Below are 18622 nucleotides of genomic sequence, written 5' to 3' on the forward strand. Positions count from 1 at the left end.
TTCATGAAATGATATCATATAAAATGATTATGGCTGTTGGGTTGCGTTAGGATCGGTTGCTGTGGCATCCTTTTTCTTAGGTACCCCGTCCAATCCATAAACTTCGTCGTAGGCATCAAAGATTTTACGTGCCACAGGTCCGGCGCTCCAGGCCCCGAAGCCCCCTTCAGGAATAACAACCGCTACTGCAAGTTTGGGATTTTGACGTGGAGCAAAGGCAATAAATACCCCGTTATCTTTTAGTTCTCTGCCCACGCTTTGCTGCGATGTCCCTGTTTTGCGAGCAAAGTCATAAGGGAAACCTTTAAATGCGCTGACATCTGTTGCCATCCCGCGTATGACTTCATTCCAGTATGCATCCGGAAATTTCACTTCATTCAGCACCTTCGGCTTAATTGTTTGAACTACATTGCCGTTGGTATCTTTAATTTGACTGACCAAATGCGGCTCCATCCGTTTACCCTTGGTAGCGATCATTGTTGTGTACTGGGCAAGTTGCATAGGTGTATATTTACCTTGTTGACCAAAGGAAGCATATGCCAGTTTGGAGAGGGCTGACTCGTCTTTTTTCGTATATTCTAAAAGCCCCTTGAACTCACCGGGCAAGTCTACTCCAGTAGAAACACCTAATCCAAACTCCTTCATATAACGATCCCATACGTTAACGCCCTGGTCTTCTGTAGCATTATTTCTGTATTTATTATATAAGCGCTTGCCAACCATATCGACCATGAAAGCATTAGAGGAATGACGTATAGCGGTAGCCGGGTCCATTGAACCGTACACATGACCAGATGAGTTCCGCACCCGTGCAGAGTTGTTACGTCCGAAATAGGCTGCTCCTGTGTCTTGATAATACGTATTTGTTGTAAACAGTCCTTCTTCCAATCCAATAAGAACAGACAGCGGTTTAATAGTTGATCCGAGAAGCACGGTAGAATCTGGGTGCTGTCCAGATTGGCCTGAGCCAACATTCTTAATTGTAGCATTTTGATACACATGTTTTATTTCTTCATATTTGTCTTTTGAAATCGTACCCGTTTGCCAATAATTCGCATCATAATCCGGCATACTAGCCATCGCCACCACATTTCCTGTATCCACTTCCATAGCCACAGCAAAGCCTGTTTTAGCATAAGGATGAGTCCTGCCAGATACAGCGTGTGTATGAAGCCATCTCAATTGATCCATAATAGCATTTTCAGTCTTCACCTGAATTTCTTTGTTAATCGTGGAATAGACATTATCCCCTTTTTGCGGAGGTGTAACAGAATCTACGCCTTCAGGCATATTGCGCGGATCAATCGGGACCGTTTTATAACCATTTTTCCCTCGTAACTGTTCCTGATATTGAAATTCCAGTCCATCAAAGCCAACAGATTCATTATCCATATAAATGAGGCCCGGATCATTTTCAGCTGACATGGATTTTTGGATGTTTTTATATTTAGCCAACGTTTCACGCGCACTTTTATAGCTTTTAATGTAGCCAACCGTTTGGACAGCTACCGTATCAGGATCATAATGGCGTACCGTTTCCTCAACGACATCTACGCCCGGAAACTCACTCTTATGCTGCATAAAATAGGCCACTTCATCTTTGTTAAGATTCGTTTTAATCAAACGCGGCGTAAAACCGCTAAATCGCTGATAGTTCCGATCCATAGCGTCCATAATTTGTTCTGCCGTCATTTTCGGCTCATCTTTATTACCATATTGTGCAAATCGATTTGCCAGCTTTTGTGTCATGTTTTCCAGCTCAGGCAACAGCTTTTTATCAGGCTTACGCAACTGCTCCATACCATCACTGTAATTCTTGGAGAGCGTTATATAGAGCGACTGTACTGGTGTAGAATATGCCAGCCTGTTCTGTCCGGTTGAATCATAAATCGTTCCGCGAATCGGCGTAAGTGGTACATTTTTGGTAACATTACTGGCCTCCTGCTGCTTGAGCTGAGGTCCATCCACGAATTGAAGTATCGCCAATCTTACAATGATGACTGTAAATATAATGAACGAGCTGAAAAAGAACAGATTGATCCGGAAGCTAAATCTTTTTCGGTCGGATGTCTCATTGTCTTTTCCTTGCTCGTTGTCCATCTTTCTCATGTGCCCTTTTCCACTCCTTCTTAAATCACTTTATCCTTGATATGTGTTTGGGCAAAACCAGGCGGATTAAACCAGTCCCCACTTTGCGCCCAGGTCGGGTCTAGCGGTACCCACTGATTCTGTCCGCTCAAATATACCTCATTCCAGGCATGGGACCCGTATCCTCCCTGTCCGTTGTACCCAAGGCCTGTTACAACCTTGACCTGTAGCCCCTGCGAACGAGCCATCATTGAGTAAAGGCGGGCATAATCAATGCACACTCCTTTACGTGTATCAAACGTATCTCTGGGAGTCTGTTCATGCCAGTCACCACGTTGCTCATAGGCTTCGACCTTACTGTAATCATAGCTAATACGGGTGCCTACCCATTCATACAACGCTCTAGCTTTTTGCTCGTCACCGCTAGCCCCTTCTGTAATCTTGGCCGCTGCCTGAACGATATCGCTTGGAATGTCCCGGTCGATTATTTCATATTTGCGCTGCATGATACCATTCAATTCCTTGGTAACAGCCTGCGTAAATACGGGCAGCTTATCCTTAATCAGAGTCCCCGACAACGGCTCAATGACCGATTGCGCACCTTGCTTATAAATCGGTGAAGCTTGTACGTAGCTGCTAAACCCGCTGTCTGGGTACAGACTTACGCCTATGAACAGCAGGGCTATGATTATCATGGCGCGAGCTCCACCAATAAGAGTACCTATTCCAGCCCCTGCCACCCTGCTGAAAAAGCCCGATTTTTGGGGATGCTCATGGAGAGAGGAATCTGATTTTCCACCTACCATCAACACATAAATGGCACGCAGTATAAACTGGGCAATAGCATAACTGAGCATGAACAATACGGCGAATCGCAGCAGCGGAAAACCTTCTATCCCCGCCACAAGCGTATAATAAAATTGCTCAATCCCGCTTAGTTTTCGCTGTGGCAAATGCTCCATGTAAGCTGCCAGCCATTGTTGCACCTTCGGTGAAAGCCACATGGCTAATCCGAGCGAGCACAAAATACCCGCTACAGTCAGTATGCCATCCACAATAAGACTAAACAGCGCCCCTACAGATCTGGAAGCTCCTCGTCTCCAGCCCTGAATCAACGACAGCAGTACAATGACAATTAAAAACACCGTCACGCCATTCCAATGAAGAATAGGCTCCAGCCAGGATGGTTTCATTGTGTTCCTCCTGTCTCTACGGCGACTGTGGCGACTGTGTTACAGCCGAGCCTTTTGCACCTTCGATATATTTCTTGACGGTATCGCCCATACTCCACTCGCCCAGCGACATCCCCTGAAACCATACCTTGACCTTGTCACCATCAAATGGACCTTTCACTTCCAAGTTGGAGCTGGTTACCGAAAACGTACCATCCGCGTTGGATGTGTATTGGGCATCCCGTCCCTCTTTGATCATCATGTTCAAGGCCTCGCTCTGAACCTTGTTAATCGCATCATCCTTTGCCTGAGTAACGACCTTGCCGACCTGTTCAAAGGAAATGCCACTGTAGATAAGCAAGCCTGCAATTACGACGATGACAATCAGCCATTTTATGAGAGTTCTTACAACCTTCAATATGACTAACAATAGGACAAGCCCAATTAATATATACAGCCAATTATCTTGAACAATCTGCCAATTATGTTCCAAAAACTCTCTCCAGACGCCCTTATCCATTTCGCTACACTCCCGTTTTCAACTACATGATTCGAATTGCAAAATTGTCTCTGTAATTATACATGATTACGCAATGTCCTGTCAGCTTAGGTCTTATACATACCTTGTCTTTCAATTCTTGTCCATACAAAGTGGTCTATGTTCGTCCAATCCAGCGTACAACTTAGGAAGGGCCAATACGAAGTAACATGAAAGTTTACATTAGGGAAAGGGGGTCATTCACATGAAAACAGCCCTCTGGCTGTATCTCTTTTTATTCATTGCCTTTTTTGATCTGCATGCGCAATATCCTATTTTGACGCCATTCGCCATCTCTCTGGGGGCAGCTCCTACCTTTATCGGTTGGATGATGGGGATTTACTCTCTGACTCACCTGCCTGGCAATTTGATGGCAGGTCCCAAAGTCGACAAACACGGCAGTCGCCGATATATTATGTTCAGCCTGACAGCTGCAGGCCTGATCCTGATCATTCAATCGTACATCCATACACCGTGGGAATTACTTTTTCTGCGTGCGATTAGTGGCTATGTGTTGGCTTTTTTATCTCCAGCCTGTCTGGCCATGCTGGCGCAACTGTCTGATCATCCGGTTACGCAGGGTAAATATATGTCGGGGCATGGTGTCGTCCATACGTTGGCCTCTGTTCTGTCTCCAGCCGCAGGCGCATTTATCGTAGCCAGTTTTGGCTTTAGCGAGACATTTAGTTCCCTTGGCATCATTCTCGTAATCACGGGGCTTATGGCTTATTTCACCTTACCCAAAAAAGCACCCGCTCCGCAGGCCCAATTATCTGATGGTCATACGACACCTGCTCCACTCTCGGCAGCACAGACGCGGTTACCATTCAATTGGCGTTACCTGCTTTTACCTTTTGTTTTGGCGTGCGCACAAGGCATTTTATTTTATGAGATCCCATTACGAAATAACGGTTCTGCGTCCATGATGTCCACCGGATTGCTTTTTTCCATCATCAGTTTGGGAGCACTCTGTACGCTTAGTTTGCTTTTTCTGAACAAATATTCACCGATGGTCAGGCTACTTTGTGGCATTATTCTGATGTCTTTAAGCTTCTATGCACTCGCCACCACGCCCGAAGCGACAATAGGCATCATCCTGTTTATTTTGGGAACAGCCAAAGGCATCATTTTTCCAGCGCTGGCCTCTCTCTTCATACGAATTGGAGGTGCTCGATTGGGCAAAACCTTTGCCCTGCAATCCATTGCAACGTCAATCGGCTCCTTTGCCGGGCCTGTACTGGCGGGTCAGCTTCCGGATCACATATCCCCTTTTTTTATCGCATTTCTGATTCTGATGGCTGGCCTGCTATTCGTTCCCGTTAAGCGCATATCTCCGACACCGCCACTGTCTGCCACAGGACCTTATCATTCCTAGCTAGTCTGAGGCAGTGGGTATGCTAAAATGCTATCTTTAAAGCCCAAAATGCCGTTCCAGAGGGCAGATGCACAGTACACTATACCCCTATCCACATAGACTATTTTGACTGAACATTCACTAATAAAGGGAGGTGCAGCCTGTGAGCCACTGTCATCCTGTAAGCCCTTGCCCTGTTTTTGGAACTTCAACTGGCACCATTCTTGTTCTTTATATTCTGCTCGTCATCATTCTCCGTACTTGCTGGTTTTAATGTCTAAATTGCCCTAACATGTTGCCCCTTGTACCCATGCCTGCCACTTCTGGCAGGCTGTTTTGTTATTTTTTGCATGAGAACCCTATTTGGAGCTACACTATACTCATATTCTTCATTTCCCGGGGAATTTCGAGCATATGTATCAGACAAGGGGTGAGCTTAAATGGCGATAACCGTGATCGTCGAAGGGAAAAATGACCGCAGCAAACTTCGCCGATTACTTGACCCGGAGGTTCACATTTTATGCACCTTCGGCACACTAAACTCTATAAAACTGGAATCCCTCCACAAGCGAGCCAAGCACGACGAAATATATTTATTTATGGACAATGACAGCTCAGGGAAAAAAATAAGGGGTGTGCTTGCAGACTCTTTTCCAGATGCCTACCATATGTATACCCGCAAAGGATACGCTGGCGTAGAAGGGACTCCAGACGAATATGTGATCGCTCAATTGGAAAAAGCAGGATTGGAAGAATACATTATATACCCGCCACCTGTTCTTTAGTCTTGAATAACAAAAAAGGCTGTCCTCAGGCCGCTTTCATGCCTGTTGGACAGCTATATGGTGTACTATAAAATGCCTCTAAAATGACATTAGAACTTATGAACCGTATCGACGATCATCAGCAAGAAGCTGAGTGTCAGATGGTTAATGGAAAAGAAAAATACTTTTTTGGCCCAGGAATCCGTTTCTTCTTCCTTAATCGTAAAACCTTTAAAGGCATAGAATGCCCACAGCACGGACAGTAACACGGACACGATCATAAAAATCATACCGGCATATCCATAAGCATACATAAGGATGGGTACCGGAATCAGCAATACAATATAAGGAATCATCTGAATTTTGGTCCGATGGATACCTTTTACGACTGGCAACAACGGAAATCCTGCTGCGCGATATTCCTCAACTCTGCGAATAGCAAGTGCCCAGAAGTGAGGCGGCTGCCATAAGAACAGGAGAGCGAATAAAAGCCAAGCGCCCATATCAATACGACCCGAAGCGGCCACATAACCAATTACAGGAGGCATTGCACCAGAAATACCGCCGATGGATGTACTCCATGTAGATGAACGTTTTAACCAAAGTGTATAAATACCGACGTAGACGAACATACCAAGTAATCCCAGTAATCCTGCCTTTACACCAGAGAAGAAGAATAGAACAGCTAACCCGACAACACCCAAAATAATAGCGTATGACAACACCGTTGTAGGGGTCAGACGCCCTGTTGGCAGTGAGCGATTACGTGTACGTTCCATTTTCAAATCCAGCTCACGGTCAAAATAGTTGTTAAAAACACACGAAGATGCCATAACCAGCATTGTACCTAAAAGTGTAAGAATTAGCTTTATATAGTCAACGTCCCATTGCGATGCTAACCAAAAACCACCAAAGGCTGCAACCAGATTGGTACGAAGGATGCCTGGCTTGGTAACTGTAATAAAATCTTTCCAAGTGCCCGCTTTGCCGGGTGGTTTAGATTTTACAGAATAGGTAGCCGCATCCGAAGAAGTCTTATAACTTATATTATCCATTGTGAGTAACTCCCCCTTAGAGATGTATGAATTCGGGAGTAAGTTGAACTCCGATATAAATTTTATCATATACCTACCCCAAAAAGTTTGACAGAAAACGCACAAAACGTTCACAATTCCGATGGCAAATCGCCCCTGCTGATCGTTTACAGTAAATTTGGGTAGTAATAAGTACAGGAAACAATACAAAAGGAGCGACAGATATGGATACAGCCACACACTTTGTCATGGGAATCGGATTGGCCGGTCTAGCCTACACTGACCCTGTCGTCGCCGGAGATCCAAAGTTGGCCGCAGTGGTGCTGCTCGCTACAGTTGTAGGGTCACAAGCTCCGGATTTTGACACTTTGCTTCGGTTGAAAAATAATGCAGCCTACATTCGCAATCACCGTGGACTGTCGCATTCAATTCCCTTCTGGTTGATATGGATCTTGTCCATAACAGGGCTAATTTGCCTGATCTTCAGAGATGTGCCCCCAGGTCATGTAGCATTATGGGTAACGATTGCCGTCTGCCTGCATGTATTCACAGATTTATTTAATACGTACGGAACACAGGCATTCCGGCCGTTTACAAACAAGTGGATATCTTGGAATATCATCCATATTTTTGATCCCTTTATTTTTGGCACCCATGTTGCTGCGATTATGCTGTGGATCACCGGATTGATTCCACCCGCTCCCTTATTTATTACGCTGTACGTCATTATTGGCCTGTATTACATTTGGCGAACCTGGAGTCATTTTATAACCAGAAAAGCGGTACGTAATATGGACAACGAGCGTCAGGAGGGCGATAATTATTATATCATTCCCACCGTATCATGGAACCGGTGGCATGTGGTAAAAGCTCATCAGAATGGAAGTTATGACATTGGCGGATTAAATGGCTCGCACTTATTTTGGACGAAACACGCAATTCCATCCACACATCCTGCCGTAGAAGCATCCAAATCCTATCGCGATGTGCAGGCATTTCGCTATTTCTCCTCCTTTGCTGTTGCCGAGGTGGAAGAACTGGAATGGGGCTACATTGTGCGATGGGGAGACGTGAGGTATCGACACCGGAGGCAATATCCATTCGTGGCTGTGGTCGCGATGGATAAGCAGTTCGGGCTGATCAACAGTTATATCGGATGGCTCAGTGACGAAAAGATGCAAAAACGCCTTTCCCTGCATACGAATTAAAATCTGCTTACAAGCTAACAACCAGCCGTATGAACAAGAAACAGCAAGTTCCCCCTTAATCTGGGAGCTTGCTGTTTTTTTGGCCATTCGCGCCAAAAATCACATCTCATGAAAGCGCCCTCTTGACGAAGCGGACTTGCGTGATTCACAATGGTCATAAGCCATGCGTAAAAAAAATCCGGAGCATGATCGCTCCGGATTTTCTTCATGACAGTTGCTCATAATACAGCTTCCAAGATGGAGTGTTTATGTGTATTACTGCAAACGGCTGCTGCCCGACAAGGATTGTTCTGCTTGTTGGACTAACTTTTTCGTAATATATCCCCCAAGAGAACCTGTTTCGCGGGAAACAACATTACCGAAGTAACCGTCCTGAGGGATGGTGATGCCAAGTTCTTGAGCTGCCTCATATTTTAATTGTTGTAAAGCGGCGTTGGCCTGCGGTACTTGCAGGTTGTTTGAACGACGTCTGCTCATATTTGAATCTCCTTTCAGTTCTTTGTGAGTGAGGTTCATTGCAAGCTTGCAAGATTATTATGGCTCGCTTACAACTACTTATTCCTGAAATTCAACATTCGAACACTGGAGGTTTTTACCAATGAGCAAAGGTTTATCCCTATGGTTCGCCGTTTCATCCATTGTCCTGCTGACGGCAGCCGCTATAGCCATCAGTTATTCCGCATGGCTTGCCATTCTACTGGGGCTATTATCTGTCGGCAATATCGGCTGGGGTTTCGTGGTCAAAGCCCGACAACGCCGCTCCTAATCCAATCCTATAAAAGGCCTAATTCGTTTCGCCTCAATATGCTTTAGCGTAGACGTGGCAGAAAGCCCATGCGCTCTTTGACCGCAGACAGCGTGACTTCAGCAGCTTCTTGTGCACGCTCTGCGGATTGGGCCAAAATATGTCCAATTTCACCAGATTCCCGGATATCGCGATAGCGTTGCTGAATCGGTTCAAGCATAGCCACAACCGTCTCTGCCAGTTCTTTTTTAAATGTCCCGTACATTTGGCCTTCATAACGATCCTGCACTTCTTGGAGCGACAAACCGGAACACTGGCTGTAAATGCTCATTAGATTACTAATTTCAGGTTTATTGGCCAGATCATATCTAACCTCACTGCCAGAATCGGTCGTAGCGCGGCTGATTTTCTTGCGTATGACTTTCGGTTCGTCCAGTAGCGCAATAAAACTGCCTGCATTCGGATTACTCTTGCTCATTTTTTTGGATGCATCATCCAGGGACATAATTCTCGCCCCTACTTCAGGGATATACGGCTCGGGAATTGTAAAATAATCTCCATAACGATGATTAAAGCGGCCAGCCAAGTCCCGTGTCAGCTCCAGATGCTGTTTCTGATCTTCGCCCACCGGGACGAGATCCGCGTTGTAGAGCAAAATGTCAGCTGCCATCAACGACGGATATACGAACAACCCTGCTCCTACGGAATCCTTGCCAGCAGCCTTGTCCTTAAACTGAGTCATACGTTCCAGCTCGCCCATATTCGTCAGTGTTGTCATCAACCATCCCAGCTCAGCATGCTGAGGAACATGGGATTGTAAAAAGACGTTGGATTTCTCTGGGTTAATACCCGCTGCAATAAATAATGCCGCTACCGCCTCCGACTGCTCGCGTAATTGAGCTGGTTCCTGCGGTACGGTAATCGCATGAAGATCTGGAACCATAAAGTAACATTGGTGATCCTCTTGCAATTTGACAAAGTTTTTCATTGCACCAATGTAGTTGCCCAAAGTAAGTTGTCCGCTAGGCTGAATACCTGAAAGTACAGTTTTCATATTCTTCCTCCTCCGATTATTTCAATATTTCAGAACGCAAAAAGGCCCCGCATCCTCAAGGGACGCGAGACCGTGGTACCACCCTTATTCATTGCCGTCAGCCTTTGCTTATCGGAGCTATGCGCCATGACTGATTGCAATCTTAAAGCTCCGTTAACGGGGAGCAATCGGCCGTCATACTGAGGACTGTAAAATCCTGTTCTGTGCGGCACTCCAAGGTCCATTCAGCAATGCAGGCTCACCGGTTCCCATCCACCACCGGCTTTCTGAAGAGCTTATGCGAAAGCTTACTTGTCCTCATCATCGCGTTATCCATGTCATTACTTTCTAAACTACATTAATGATAATTCCGCATAATGTTATTGTCAAATGACGATTGTGCCCTACGATCAAAAATCTGTTATCATAATGACACGAAGCTTCAACCGATTATAGTGGACAAAGGAGCATGGATATGAAACAAGTGACCAAAGAACACTGGAACGGTTACGACACGTATGTTTTACATAGTGGTGAACTGGAAGTTACGATGATCCCTCGCCTCGGGAATAATATTATCTCAGTGCGTGATCTGAAGCTCGACAGGGATATCGTACGTCGGCCCGGTGAGGAAGAATTGGCTTTTTATTTACAAAAGCCTTATCATTTTGGCTTGCCCATTTTGATTCCTCCTGGCCGAATTCGCAAAGGACAATTTGAGTTTGACGGTGTTCCTTACCAGTTCGACCGAAATACAGCCAATGACAACCATATACACGGTCTGCATCGTAATCAATCCTGGCGCTGCAGTGATATTGAAGAGGATGAAGAAGGTTGCAGTGTCACTACCGAGCTTTTGACAGAAAGTGATCCGCACTGGATGGAACAATTCCCCATTCCTTTGCGTCTGGAGATGACGTATCGCTTGCAGGGTGCTATATTAAGTCAAACACTGCGCGTAACCAATTTGGGTGAAAAAGCAGCCCCATTTGGCTTGGGATATCACACTTGGTTTATGGTGGACGGAGAACCTGAGCGCTGGCGCCTAAAGCTACCTGTAAACGGCGTATATGAACAGGATGCTGAACAGCTACCTACAGGTATCATTACTTCGTTGAATGACTTGGAACAGCTCTCTTCGGGTCTTTCTCTGAAAGGAACGAATCTAGATACGTTGCTGCGGGCAACGGAAGGCCCTGCTGTAGCTCTTTTGACTCGTGATGATGGTTATCAAATCCGCTACACAGCAGATGAGCAATACTTTAAGTATTGGGTGTTATACACCAAAGGTGAATGCGATCAGTATCTTTGCATTGAGCCTTATACCTGGCTGTCAGATGCTCCTAATTTACCTGATCCTGTTGAAGGAGGCGGGCTGATCCGTCTGGAGCCTAAGCAATCCATCGATCTCAAAACTCAGATTCATATCATATATCCGTAATTTCCCTCTAGTCACTTTCCTTCCTTCGGCGCATATTTTCATAACTCTGTCGCATACTAACCTCATCACAGCCGAAGGAGGTGACTACACATGAATGAAGCTAATCAAGGCAGAAGTCGTCGCAGTAACAACCTTGTTGTTCCTCAAGCCAACAACGCACTGCAACAATTGAAATATGAAGCTGCACAAGAGCTGGGCATCACCATTCCGGCAGACGGTTACTACGGTGACATGCCATCCCGTGAAGCTGGTTCTCTGGGAGGCTATATCACTAAACGCTTGGTACAGCTGGCCGAACAGCAATTATCAGGACGTTCAGGTCAATAAGCGTCATTATTCCACATGAGCATCCGTTCATCGTAATTTACCAAAATGCGTTATAACGGGCATATAACATAGGCGGTCTTCCCTAGGAAGGCCGCCTTTTCTCTTTTTTAAATTAGGATTTTGCAAAATCCTCATATTGATGATTATTCCGAATTAGCCGCTCGGTATGTAGGCTTGTTGTAGCGGATCATGAGATTCGCCATGTTGTAGTTGGACTCCAGTGTTGCATCTACCAAAATCGTTCCTTGTCTGATAGCAAAATCGAAAGCAATCTCACCATGAGTCCAGCTACGCTTATGATTTAGCGTTTCTAGGGCCATACGCCGAAAATCCTCCCGATGCTTTGCTGATAACCCCGGTTCTACTGCTGCAAACGTGCCACCCTTACCTGCAAGCGGATTATGGCGAATCCCAAACTTCCCAACTACATTGTTACGTATTTGTACAAATACGATGCCTGACGACAAACCCGCCAGTTCATTATCCAGTTCTTTTAAAACGATATCCATCTGCCTTGCCAACGACAATTGACCTACTTCATCCATTACAAAAACCCTCCTATATACCTTGTCCAAAATAATTAATAGGTCTTACGGCTCAATTATATGCGAAGATTTTTAACCTTACAATCAAAACCAACATAATTGGGTATTTATAACTATTTTCTAAGTATATCCATCATTTTAAATTTCGCCAACAGGTAATGTTAATTACACTTCGACATTTTGCGACTTTGTTCATCATCTTCTGTAAAAATTACAAAAAAGGCCTCCCTTATAGGAGACCTTTCAAAAGTGTAAATCCGTTATTTTGTCATTTGTAAAAATTGCTCAATATCCTGAACAGTAACTTGCGCAGCATTACGCCAGAAGTCAGCCTGTGTTAAATCGGTACCTAAGTGCTTGGAAGCCAATTCTTCGACTGTCATGCGACCTGTATCACGCAGCAAGGCATCATATTGGTCGGCGAAGCCGTCAGGGTTTTCCTTCGCAAAAGCGTAAATTCCTGCACTGAACATATACCCGAATGTGTACGGGAAGTTGTAGAAAGGAGTGTCCGTAATATAGAAATGCAGCTTGGATGCCCAAAAATGAGGATGAGCCTCATCCAGGATACCACTAAACGCTTCACGCTGCGCTTGTTCCATCAACTCGCTTAATTGTTGTGCTCCTACGACTCCTTTTTTCCGCAACTCGTAAAAACGGGTTTCAAATAGGAAACGGGCATGAATGTTCATAAAGAAGGCTACACCACGCTGAATTTTATCCTCCAGCAAAGCTACCTTCTCCTGACCCTCGGCAGCTTCCAGCAAAGCATCTGATACAATAAGTTCTGCCAGCGTCGACGCCGTCTCAGCTACGTTCATGGCATAATTTTGATTCAATGGGTGCAATTCATTCATCACATGCTGGTGATAACCGTGTCCGAGCTCATGGGCCAGTGTCGAAACGTTGGATGGTGATCCGGCATAGGTCATAAAAATACGGGTCTCTTTGCTTAGACGCAGAGATGTACAGAAACCACCCGGACGTTTGCCAGGACGATCCTCTGCTTCAATCCAACTTTTCTCAAAAGCCATTTGGGCAAAGTCAGCCATTCTCGAGCTAAATTTACCAAATTGCTCAACAATCGTTACAGCAGCATCGTCGTATGGGATTTTAGTGGTTGATGTTCCCAGCGGAGCTTCAACGTCATGCCAGGACAGCTTCTCTAAGCCCAGCAGCTTTGCTTTCCGCTCCAAGTATTTAACTACAATAGGCTTTGTTTCATTAATAACCTGCCACATCGTATCCAGCGTTTGTGCGGACATACGGCTGATTTCCAGCGGTTCTTTAAGCACATCTGTCCAGCCTCGTTTTTCATATAGCTTCAGACGGAAGCCTGCCAAATGATTCAATGTATCCGCGCAATAGTCCTCTACCTGAGCCCATGCCTCTTCCCAACGTGCAAACACATCTTTACGTACGCTGCGATCTGCTTCATCCAGCTTATTAGCTGCCTGACCTACAGACAGGTTTACGATCTCGCCATTTTCTGGTACAGGGATCGTCATATTTTTGACAATGGTATCATAGAAGTCGCCCCATCCATGGTAGCCATCCACTGCCAGATCCAATGCAAGGCTTTCCAGCTCAGGAGCCATTTTTTCACGTGCTTCGTTCCGATATTCGTTCAGGACAAAAGAAATCGGCTGGATAGCTTCGCGCTCCATCCATTTCTGCCAAATGTCTTCACTGGTTTGTGCCAGCAAGTTCTGGAAAGATACTAAAGCACTTTTCCCTTGGGCATACAGCGTGTTGACACGCGCCCCCAGTTGAACAGCCAGCTTGTCGTGCTGGTTTTGAGCAGTTAGACAAGAGACAAAGGAACCCGCCTGCGACGCGCCATTAAACAGCTCCTGGATGCTACTCAATACACTATCCAGACGCTCGGTATCCAATACCGTTTGTGGTACTTTAGCTGCTTTAAGCTGGGACTGCAGCTGTTGGACCTTGCTTTCCAATTCTTCCAAAAATGCATGGAATGAGGCAGAGGAAGACCCTCCGCTAAAAATAGATTCCAGATCCCATGTTTGCTTTAACGGTGTTTTCATAATAGTTCCACCTTTCTTTTTTGGCGAATTCATGTGGTTTCGTATACAATAAAGCTACATCGTGATAGTAAATCACTACAATTGGGAGGAAAACAGAATGAGACCCTTACAAATTTCGCCGGAAACGGCTGTGAAATTATCCGAAAAGCTCGGTATTCCGCTGGAACACCTTATGCATACACCCCAGCACATTTTGATGCAAAAGCTGGCCGAACTGGCTAAAGAAGAAACCGCTGACCCGAACGGCGGAGAATCGGACAAATCATGATCCCTTTTCATAAAACCTGGCCTTATGACATCGTCATGGGAGACGTTTATGTACAGTCTTGTCCGTTTTGCGACCAGGATAATGTATTGCTGCCCCTGAAGCCTAAAGAACTTAAGCTCATACACGAAGGTATGAAAAAGCTGCTTGTGTTTCCATGTTGCCATAACAAGGTTACTTTAGTGGATTGTGATGACGATTATTTGCTGTCAGATACCACATTGCGTCATCATTAATTCATGAGTTGTAAGAGAATATAACCCGTTTTACAAACAAGGTGTGAACCATGAGCCTAAATCGGCCATAGTGCACACCTTTATTTCTTCAGGAGGAGCTTGCGTCTTGCATTTCCTCCGGCAGTTGGAAATTTTTAGCCATCATTTGTTCTCGCAGTACAGACCACTGTTCGCGGGAAGCCCGGATCATGGCTGCATCCATAATCTTTTTGTCATTAATGACACGCGAAAACCAGCGTACCGCTTCGTTAAAGTTCCCTGTACGTCGATGCAATTCACCAATCAGATACAGCAGTTTGGCATTATTCGCCCCGACACCCTCCAGCTCATAAACCCGAACGTAAGAATCCAGACTAAATTTGAGAAAGCGAAGCTCCTGCTCCTCATTTCCCTGGTATCTGTACATCCATGCGATATGCTGTAATAGACTGGCTACTACGCGTTCCTTTTCTCCGATGACCTGGGCACAGAGTAAACCCAGTTTATACGTTTCTAATGCCTCTTCCCAGCTACGATGCCCGCCATATTCGCGAGACTGCCAGCGATTACCGATTTTATCTCTAAAAATCTTGGTTTGCTGATCGCTTAACTGAACGGTAGAGTGCTCTGTCGAGGTAAACCCACAATGAGGACAGACCCTTACGACATAAAAATCCGGATTTTCATTCTTATAATAAGCACAAAAATCTGAATCCGTACGAATGGCCTTCTTTAGGCTTGGTCTGACACGGGATGTCTGAAATTCTTCTTCGCAATGTGTGCAGGTGATTTTAATCTGATATAACGGTTCAAGTTCCAATGTTTTTACAACCCTCTCCAAAATTCGGCAATCCCCGCAAGCTTACGGGGTATTTACAAAATGATGCGCAGGACCAGACAAACGGTTAAGTATGATGGAACGAAGCGGCTCCTCAATGCCCGTATCCGTTAACGCACCTGCCATACAAGACAACCATGCCTCTGCTCGCTCCTCCGTTACGGGAAACTTCATATGTCTCGCACGTAACATTGGATGACCATATGCATCAGAAAAAAGGGACGGTCCTCCAAAAAACTGGCTCAGGAACATAAACTGCTTTTCCTTAACCGGTTCCATGTCTTTAGGAAACAGGGGACTTAACAACGGATCTTTATAAACTCTCGGGTAGAAGGCCTCAATAATAGCACGAATACCCTCCGCGCCCCCAAGGTTGTCATAAATGCTCAGGCTAGGGTTCACTTTTCCTCCAACTTTCTGTGCTATGGTAATAAATATACACCCGTATTATAACAAAAAACAAAAAATGACGCTAAAAATAAGCGTCATTTTATCAATTTAACATATGAAGAGGATGTGCTTCGTTGCACATAGCTTCGTCATTCTATAAATACAATTAATAACTCCGCCAATCCTCTTCACCGGAATGGACGAGAGAGGCACGAATAACATACACAAAAGCACATACGAACAGACCGGCAACGATACTCATCCTGATCACTCCATCCTTAAGGTTATGGATCGTTGTTTTCCTATTTTAACATACTCTTTACAAAAATACAGCAACAAATGTAACCGTTTTCTTTATTTTTTTGTACTCTTTGTCCATCCCCGACATAGGTATAATAGTACAACTCCAAAGGAGGGGCCTCTATGTCGCTATACCGTCGTTACTCGCTTCCTCTGCTCATCCTTTCACTGCTATTCCTATTTATACTTATGGCTGTATACCCGCAATCTTCTCTGAATGCCGGGCTTCGGGGGCTTGCCATCTGGTGGGACGTGCTGTTTCCGTCTTTATTCCCGTTTTTCGTTATTTCCGAGCTTCTCCTCGGTTTCGGAATTGTTCATTTCATAGGTGCGCTGTTGGATCCGCTGATGCAGCCTCTATTCCGTGTACCTGGCTGTGGAGGTTTTGTCGCTGCGGTCAGCTGTGCATCCGGTTACCCGATTGGAGCTAAACTAACAGCCAAGCTGTGGGAGCAAAAATGGATCACACGCATTGAAGGAGAGCGTTTGGTCGCATTTACGACTTCCTCTGATCCGATATTCTTGATCGGTGCGGTTTCCGTTGGCTTCTTCCATCAACCAGAAATTGCACTCGTACTGGGCGCGGCTCATTATGGTGGTGTGCTCATCATCGGGCTACTTATGCGCTTCCACGGTTCCCGTTCAGGGGAAACAGATACTCGCAGCGACCGCCCTCAACCTACTCCAAAAGCCTGGTCGAAGTCCACAAATACAAAAGCTGCTGGTCGCAATAGACAGCCTGGACCCCTACGCCAAGCATTATATGCCATGCATACAGCTCGTTTGGAAGATGGTCGTCCATTGGGTGAGTTACTCCGTGAGGCGATTACTTCCTCCCTACGCCTTATTATTGTCGTAGGAGGGCTAGTTGTATTCTTCTGCGTCATTTTAGAAGCTTTGACGAACTCCGGTTTAATGAGCGGGCTTCATCTGCTTACGGCAAACCTCTTGACTGCATGTGGTCTTCCTCCTACGTTAACGGAGTCCATCGTGGGTGGTATTTTCGAAGTCACTTTAGGAGCGCAGGCCGCAGGTAAAGCCACGGCAGCGATACCATTCAAGGTAGCCGCAGCCGCTTTTGTGCTCTCCTGGGGCGGGCTATCGGTTCATGCGCAGGTTGCAAGTATTTTAAATATGACGGATCTTCGTTATATGCCATTTTTGTTGGCCCGGGCTGCGCACGGCTTCATCTCGGCACTGCTCGCTCTCGTGTTATGGCAGCCTCTGATGGGACAGGGAAGCTTTCCAGTCTTTTTTCCAATATACGACATCGTATGGTCCCCTGGCTTCTCGTCCGCCATGCTGTTGCAAAGTCTGCTGTTTCTTGGCTTTATACTGGCTGGAATGCTTAGTCTCTCATGGTTGAGTGTGGGTACCCGTCGCTTATACGTACGTTTGAGAAGAACACACAGGCAATGAACGATTGTGTTCTTGCTCATAATTGATTATGATCGATATATACCCATGACAAAGGAGCTTTTCATCTTGAGATATTATGTTCTGGATCGCGGGGATCAGCACTCCATGGACTTGAGTCAGCAATTTCACCGTCTTGCCCAAGAAAAGAATTTCAAGCTGGATGCCGAATCGCCGGAAATCGTCGTGTCTATTGGAGGCGATGGTACAATGCTTCATGCGTTTCATACCTTCATCGACCGCATTCCGGATATTGCCTTTGTTGGTGTACATACCGGTCATCTAGGCTTTTACGCCGATTGGCGTGCGGACGAGCTGGAGGAGCTAATCCACCTGATGAGCCAAAGCGGATCTGAGGGACCGCTTAACCCGAGAATCGTTAAGTATCCACTGATTGAGTTGGAAATTCACAAGAAATCAGGCAATGCTTCTTTTATTGCCTTGAATGAGTTTACGTTAAAAGGGGTGGATGGCACTGTCGTTGCCCAAGTAGATATTAACGATATCACCTTTGAAATGTTTCGCGGTGACGGTATATGTGTTTCTACCCCCTCAGGGACGACCGCCTATAATAAAGCACTTGGCGGAGCTATGGTTCACCCCACCATTGAAGCATTGCAATTGACTGAGATCGCTTCCATTAATAACCGCGTATATCGGACACTGGGATCGCCATTGCTACTGCCCAAACATCATCATTGTGATATTTTTTCACGGAAAGATCAGCGCCTTTTATTGACAGTAGATCACCTGAACTTTCCTGTGGATGACTTAATCTCTGTTCGATGTCAGGTCGCAAGTCAGAAGATCAGCTTCGCTCGTTACCGTCCTTTCCCATTTTGGGATCGAGTACGCAACGCCTTTCTTAATTAGAACCTGTAAAAGAGCCGACTCTGGCTCT

At 45.6% G+C, this 18622-nt stretch carries 20 protein-coding genes and 1 pseudogene; 11 read left to right on the forward strand and 10 right to left on the reverse strand.

The features are described from left to right. Positions 1 to 27: 27 nt before the first annotated feature. From MKX46_RS10360 to MKX46_RS10370, 3 genes are read right to left on the reverse strand one after another with little or no spacing between them, the layout of a single operon-like run. Positions 28 to 2109, reverse strand: coding sequence for a peptidoglycan D,D-transpeptidase FtsI family protein (locus tag MKX46_RS10360; protein WP_341071228.1), 2082 nt, complete (start codon positions 2107 to 2109; stop codon positions 28 to 30). Between the two features lie 20 nt (positions 2110 to 2129). Next, positions 2130 to 3281 (reverse strand): transglutaminase domain-containing protein, encoded by a 1152-nt coding sequence (locus tag MKX46_RS10365; protein WP_318627989.1) that lies wholly within the window; start codon positions 3279 to 3281, stop codon positions 2130 to 2132. 16 nt (positions 3282 to 3297) lie between these two features. After that, a complete protein-coding gene (locus MKX46_RS10370; RefSeq protein ID WP_029518209.1) occupies positions 3298 to 3780 on the reverse strand; it encodes a hypothetical protein in 483 nt (160 codons plus the stop codon). 223 nt (positions 3781 to 4003) lie between these two features. Here MKX46_RS10370 and MKX46_RS10375 point away from each other — a divergent pair, with 223 nt between their 5' ends. The 3 genes and pseudogenes from MKX46_RS10375 to MKX46_RS10385 all read left to right on the forward strand — a co-directional run bounded on the left by MKX46_RS10375 (position 4004) and on the right by MKX46_RS10385 (position 5937). Continuing rightward, complete coding sequence (locus MKX46_RS10375) at positions 4004 to 5173, forward strand: MFS transporter (protein WP_029518208.1); 1170 nt, start codon at positions 4004 to 4006, stop codon at positions 5171 to 5173. Between the two features lie 184 nt (positions 5174 to 5357). Next, positions 5358 to 5426, forward strand: a pseudogene (locus tag MKX46_RS10380) (YjcZ family sporulation protein); the annotation flags it as partial. A 166-nt stretch (positions 5427 to 5592) separates the two neighbouring features. Beyond that, the gene (locus MKX46_RS10385; RefSeq protein WP_029518206.1) at positions 5593 to 5937 is read left to right on the forward strand and encodes a toprim domain-containing protein; all 345 of its coding nucleotides are present in this window, start codon (positions 5593 to 5595) and stop codon (positions 5935 to 5937) included. 89 nt (positions 5938 to 6026) lie between these two features. On the opposite strand, the gene cyoE is transcribed toward MKX46_RS10385, so the two are convergent. After that, entirely contained in the window at positions 6027 to 6971 is a 945-nt protein-coding gene (gene cyoE / locus MKX46_RS10390; RefSeq protein ID WP_013311855.1) for a heme o synthase, read from the reverse strand. Between the two features lie 203 nt (positions 6972 to 7174). Here cyoE and MKX46_RS10395 point away from each other — a divergent pair, with 203 nt between their 5' ends. Continuing rightward, positions 7175 to 8158 (forward strand): metal-dependent hydrolase, encoded by a 984-nt coding sequence (locus MKX46_RS10395; RefSeq protein WP_039272715.1) that lies wholly within the window; start codon positions 7175 to 7177, stop codon positions 8156 to 8158. A gap of 255 nt (positions 8159 to 8413) precedes the next feature. Here the strand turns inward: MKX46_RS10395 and MKX46_RS10400 are convergent, their stop codons facing one another. Next, positions 8414 to 8635, reverse strand: a complete 222-nt coding sequence (locus MKX46_RS10400) for an alpha/beta-type small acid-soluble spore protein (RefSeq protein ID WP_013311857.1) — start codon at positions 8633 to 8635, stop codon at positions 8414 to 8416. A 121-nt stretch (positions 8636 to 8756) separates the two neighbouring features. On the opposite strand from MKX46_RS10400, the gene MKX46_RS10405 reads away from it, so the two are divergent. After that, positions 8757 to 8924 (forward strand): hypothetical protein, encoded by a 168-nt coding sequence (locus MKX46_RS10405; protein ID WP_165179068.1) that lies wholly within the window; start codon positions 8757 to 8759, stop codon positions 8922 to 8924. Positions 8925 to 8967: 43 nt separating this feature from the next. Here the strand turns inward: MKX46_RS10405 and trpS are convergent, their stop codons facing one another. Beyond that, positions 8968 to 9957 carry a tryptophan--tRNA ligase gene (trpS, locus tag MKX46_RS10410; protein ID WP_029518204.1) on the reverse strand — a complete coding sequence of 330 codons (990 nt, stop codon included), beginning with the start codon at positions 9955 to 9957 and terminating at the stop codon, positions 8968 to 8970. A gap of 454 nt (positions 9958 to 10411) precedes the next feature. On the opposite strand from trpS, the gene MKX46_RS10415 reads away from it, so the two are divergent. Both MKX46_RS10415 and MKX46_RS10420 read left to right on the forward strand, forming a co-directional pair. Beyond that, a complete protein-coding gene (locus tag MKX46_RS10415) occupies positions 10412 to 11377 on the forward strand; it encodes an aldose 1-epimerase (RefSeq protein WP_029518203.1) in 966 nt (321 codons plus the stop codon). Positions 11378 to 11467: 90 nt separating this feature from the next. Beyond that, on the forward strand, positions 11468 to 11704 hold the full coding sequence (locus MKX46_RS10420) for an alpha/beta-type small acid-soluble spore protein (RefSeq protein WP_013311861.1): 237 nt from the start codon (positions 11468 to 11470) through the stop codon (positions 11702 to 11704). Between the two features lie 143 nt (positions 11705 to 11847). Here the strand turns inward: MKX46_RS10420 and MKX46_RS10425 are convergent, their stop codons facing one another. Both MKX46_RS10425 and MKX46_RS10430 read right to left on the reverse strand, forming a co-directional pair. Continuing rightward, on the reverse strand, positions 11848 to 12249 hold the full coding sequence (locus tag MKX46_RS10425; protein WP_013311862.1) for a hypothetical protein: 402 nt from the start codon (positions 12247 to 12249) through the stop codon (positions 11848 to 11850). A gap of 260 nt (positions 12250 to 12509) precedes the next feature. Beyond that, positions 12510 to 14297, reverse strand: a complete 1788-nt coding sequence (locus MKX46_RS10430) for a M3 family oligoendopeptidase (RefSeq protein ID WP_029518201.1) — start codon at positions 14295 to 14297, stop codon at positions 12510 to 12512. Positions 14298 to 14394: 97 nt separating this feature from the next. On the opposite strand from MKX46_RS10430, the gene MKX46_RS10435 reads away from it, so the two are divergent. Both MKX46_RS10435 and MKX46_RS10440 read left to right on the forward strand, forming a co-directional pair. Beyond that, positions 14395 to 14565: a YycC family protein gene (locus tag MKX46_RS10435; RefSeq protein WP_014277894.1), complete on the forward strand. Its 171-nt coding sequence runs from the start codon at positions 14395 to 14397 to the stop codon at positions 14563 to 14565. Next, on the forward strand, positions 14562 to 14798 hold the full coding sequence (locus tag MKX46_RS10440) for a hypothetical protein (RefSeq protein ID WP_029518200.1): 237 nt from the start codon (positions 14562 to 14564) through the stop codon (positions 14796 to 14798). Before MKX46_RS10435 ends, MKX46_RS10440 begins: the two co-directional genes overlap by 4 nt. An 88-nt stretch (positions 14799 to 14886) precedes the next feature. Here MKX46_RS10440 and MKX46_RS10445 read toward each other — a convergent pair whose 3' ends face one another. Both MKX46_RS10445 and MKX46_RS10450 read right to left on the reverse strand, forming a co-directional pair. Further along, positions 14887 to 15618, reverse strand: coding sequence for a DUF2225 domain-containing protein (locus tag MKX46_RS10445; protein WP_049817024.1), 732 nt, complete (start codon positions 15616 to 15618; stop codon positions 14887 to 14889). A gap of 21 nt (positions 15619 to 15639) precedes the next feature. Beyond that, the gene (locus MKX46_RS10450) at positions 15640 to 16017 is read right to left on the reverse strand and encodes a globin domain-containing protein (protein WP_029518198.1); all 378 of its coding nucleotides are present in this window, start codon (positions 16015 to 16017) and stop codon (positions 15640 to 15642) included. A 411-nt stretch (positions 16018 to 16428) separates the two neighbouring features. Here MKX46_RS10450 and ylbJ point away from each other — a divergent pair, with 411 nt between their 5' ends. Beyond that, positions 16429 to 17724 (forward strand): sporulation integral membrane protein YlbJ, encoded by a 1296-nt coding sequence (ylbJ, locus tag MKX46_RS10455; protein ID WP_341071229.1) that lies wholly within the window; start codon positions 16429 to 16431, stop codon positions 17722 to 17724. Positions 17725 to 17790: 66 nt separating this feature from the next. Next, positions 17791 to 18594, forward strand: coding sequence for an NAD kinase (locus MKX46_RS10460; RefSeq protein ID WP_013372943.1), 804 nt, complete (start codon positions 17791 to 17793; stop codon positions 18592 to 18594). Positions 18595 to 18622: the final 28 nt, after the last annotated feature.

Origin of the sequence: Paenibacillus sp. FSL P4-0113 (assembly GCF_038009305.1) — a bacterium.
GTDB lineage: Bacteria > Bacillota > Bacilli > Paenibacillales > Paenibacillaceae > Paenibacillus > Paenibacillus polymyxa_D.

What these genes read in the sequence shown, in the direction of transcription:
- MKX46_RS10360 (WP_341071228.1), bottom strand. Translation starts at nt 2,109, where the DNA reads ATGAGAAAGATGGACAACGAGCAAGGAAAAGACAATGAGACATCCGAC.
- MKX46_RS10365 (WP_318627989.1), bottom strand. Translation starts at nt 3,281, where the DNA reads ATGAAACCATCCTGGCTGGAGCCTATTCTTCATTGGAATGGCGTGACG.
- MKX46_RS10370 (WP_029518209.1), bottom strand. Translation starts at nt 3,780, where the DNA reads ATGGATAAGGGCGTCTGGAGAGAGTTTTTGGAACATAATTGGCAGATT.
- MKX46_RS10375 (WP_029518208.1), top strand. Translation starts at nt 4,004, where the DNA reads ATGAAAACAGCCCTCTGGCTGTATCTCTTTTTATTCATTGCCTTTTTT.
- MKX46_RS10385 (WP_029518206.1), top strand. Translation starts at nt 5,593, where the DNA reads ATGGCGATAACCGTGATCGTCGAAGGGAAAAATGACCGCAGCAAACTT.
- cyoE (WP_013311855.1), bottom strand. Translation starts at nt 6,971, where the DNA reads ATGGATAATATAAGTTATAAGACTTCTTCGGATGCGGCTACCTATTCT.
- MKX46_RS10395 (WP_039272715.1), top strand. Translation starts at nt 7,175, where the DNA reads ATGGATACAGCCACACACTTTGTCATGGGAATCGGATTGGCCGGTCTA.
- MKX46_RS10400 (WP_013311857.1), bottom strand. Translation starts at nt 8,635, where the DNA reads ATGAGCAGACGTCGTTCAAACAACCTGCAAGTACCGCAGGCCAACGCC.
- MKX46_RS10405 (WP_165179068.1), top strand. Translation starts at nt 8,757, where the DNA reads ATGAGCAAAGGTTTATCCCTATGGTTCGCCGTTTCATCCATTGTCCTG.
- trpS (WP_029518204.1), bottom strand. Translation starts at nt 9,957, where the DNA reads ATGAAAACTGTACTTTCAGGTATTCAGCCTAGCGGACAACTTACTTTG.
- MKX46_RS10415 (WP_029518203.1), top strand. Translation starts at nt 10,412, where the DNA reads ATGAAACAAGTGACCAAAGAACACTGGAACGGTTACGACACGTATGTT.
- MKX46_RS10420 (WP_013311861.1), top strand. Translation starts at nt 11,468, where the DNA reads ATGAATGAAGCTAATCAAGGCAGAAGTCGTCGCAGTAACAACCTTGTT.
- MKX46_RS10425 (WP_013311862.1), bottom strand. Translation starts at nt 12,249, where the DNA reads ATGGATGAAGTAGGTCAATTGTCGTTGGCAAGGCAGATGGATATCGTT.
- MKX46_RS10430 (WP_029518201.1), bottom strand. Translation starts at nt 14,297, where the DNA reads ATGAAAACACCGTTAAAGCAAACATGGGATCTGGAATCTATTTTTAGC.
- MKX46_RS10435 (WP_014277894.1), top strand. Translation starts at nt 14,395, where the DNA reads ATGAGACCCTTACAAATTTCGCCGGAAACGGCTGTGAAATTATCCGAA.
- MKX46_RS10440 (WP_029518200.1), top strand. Translation starts at nt 14,562, where the DNA reads ATGATCCCTTTTCATAAAACCTGGCCTTATGACATCGTCATGGGAGAC.
- ylbJ (WP_341071229.1), top strand. Translation starts at nt 16,429, where the DNA reads ATGTCGCTATACCGTCGTTACTCGCTTCCTCTGCTCATCCTTTCACTG.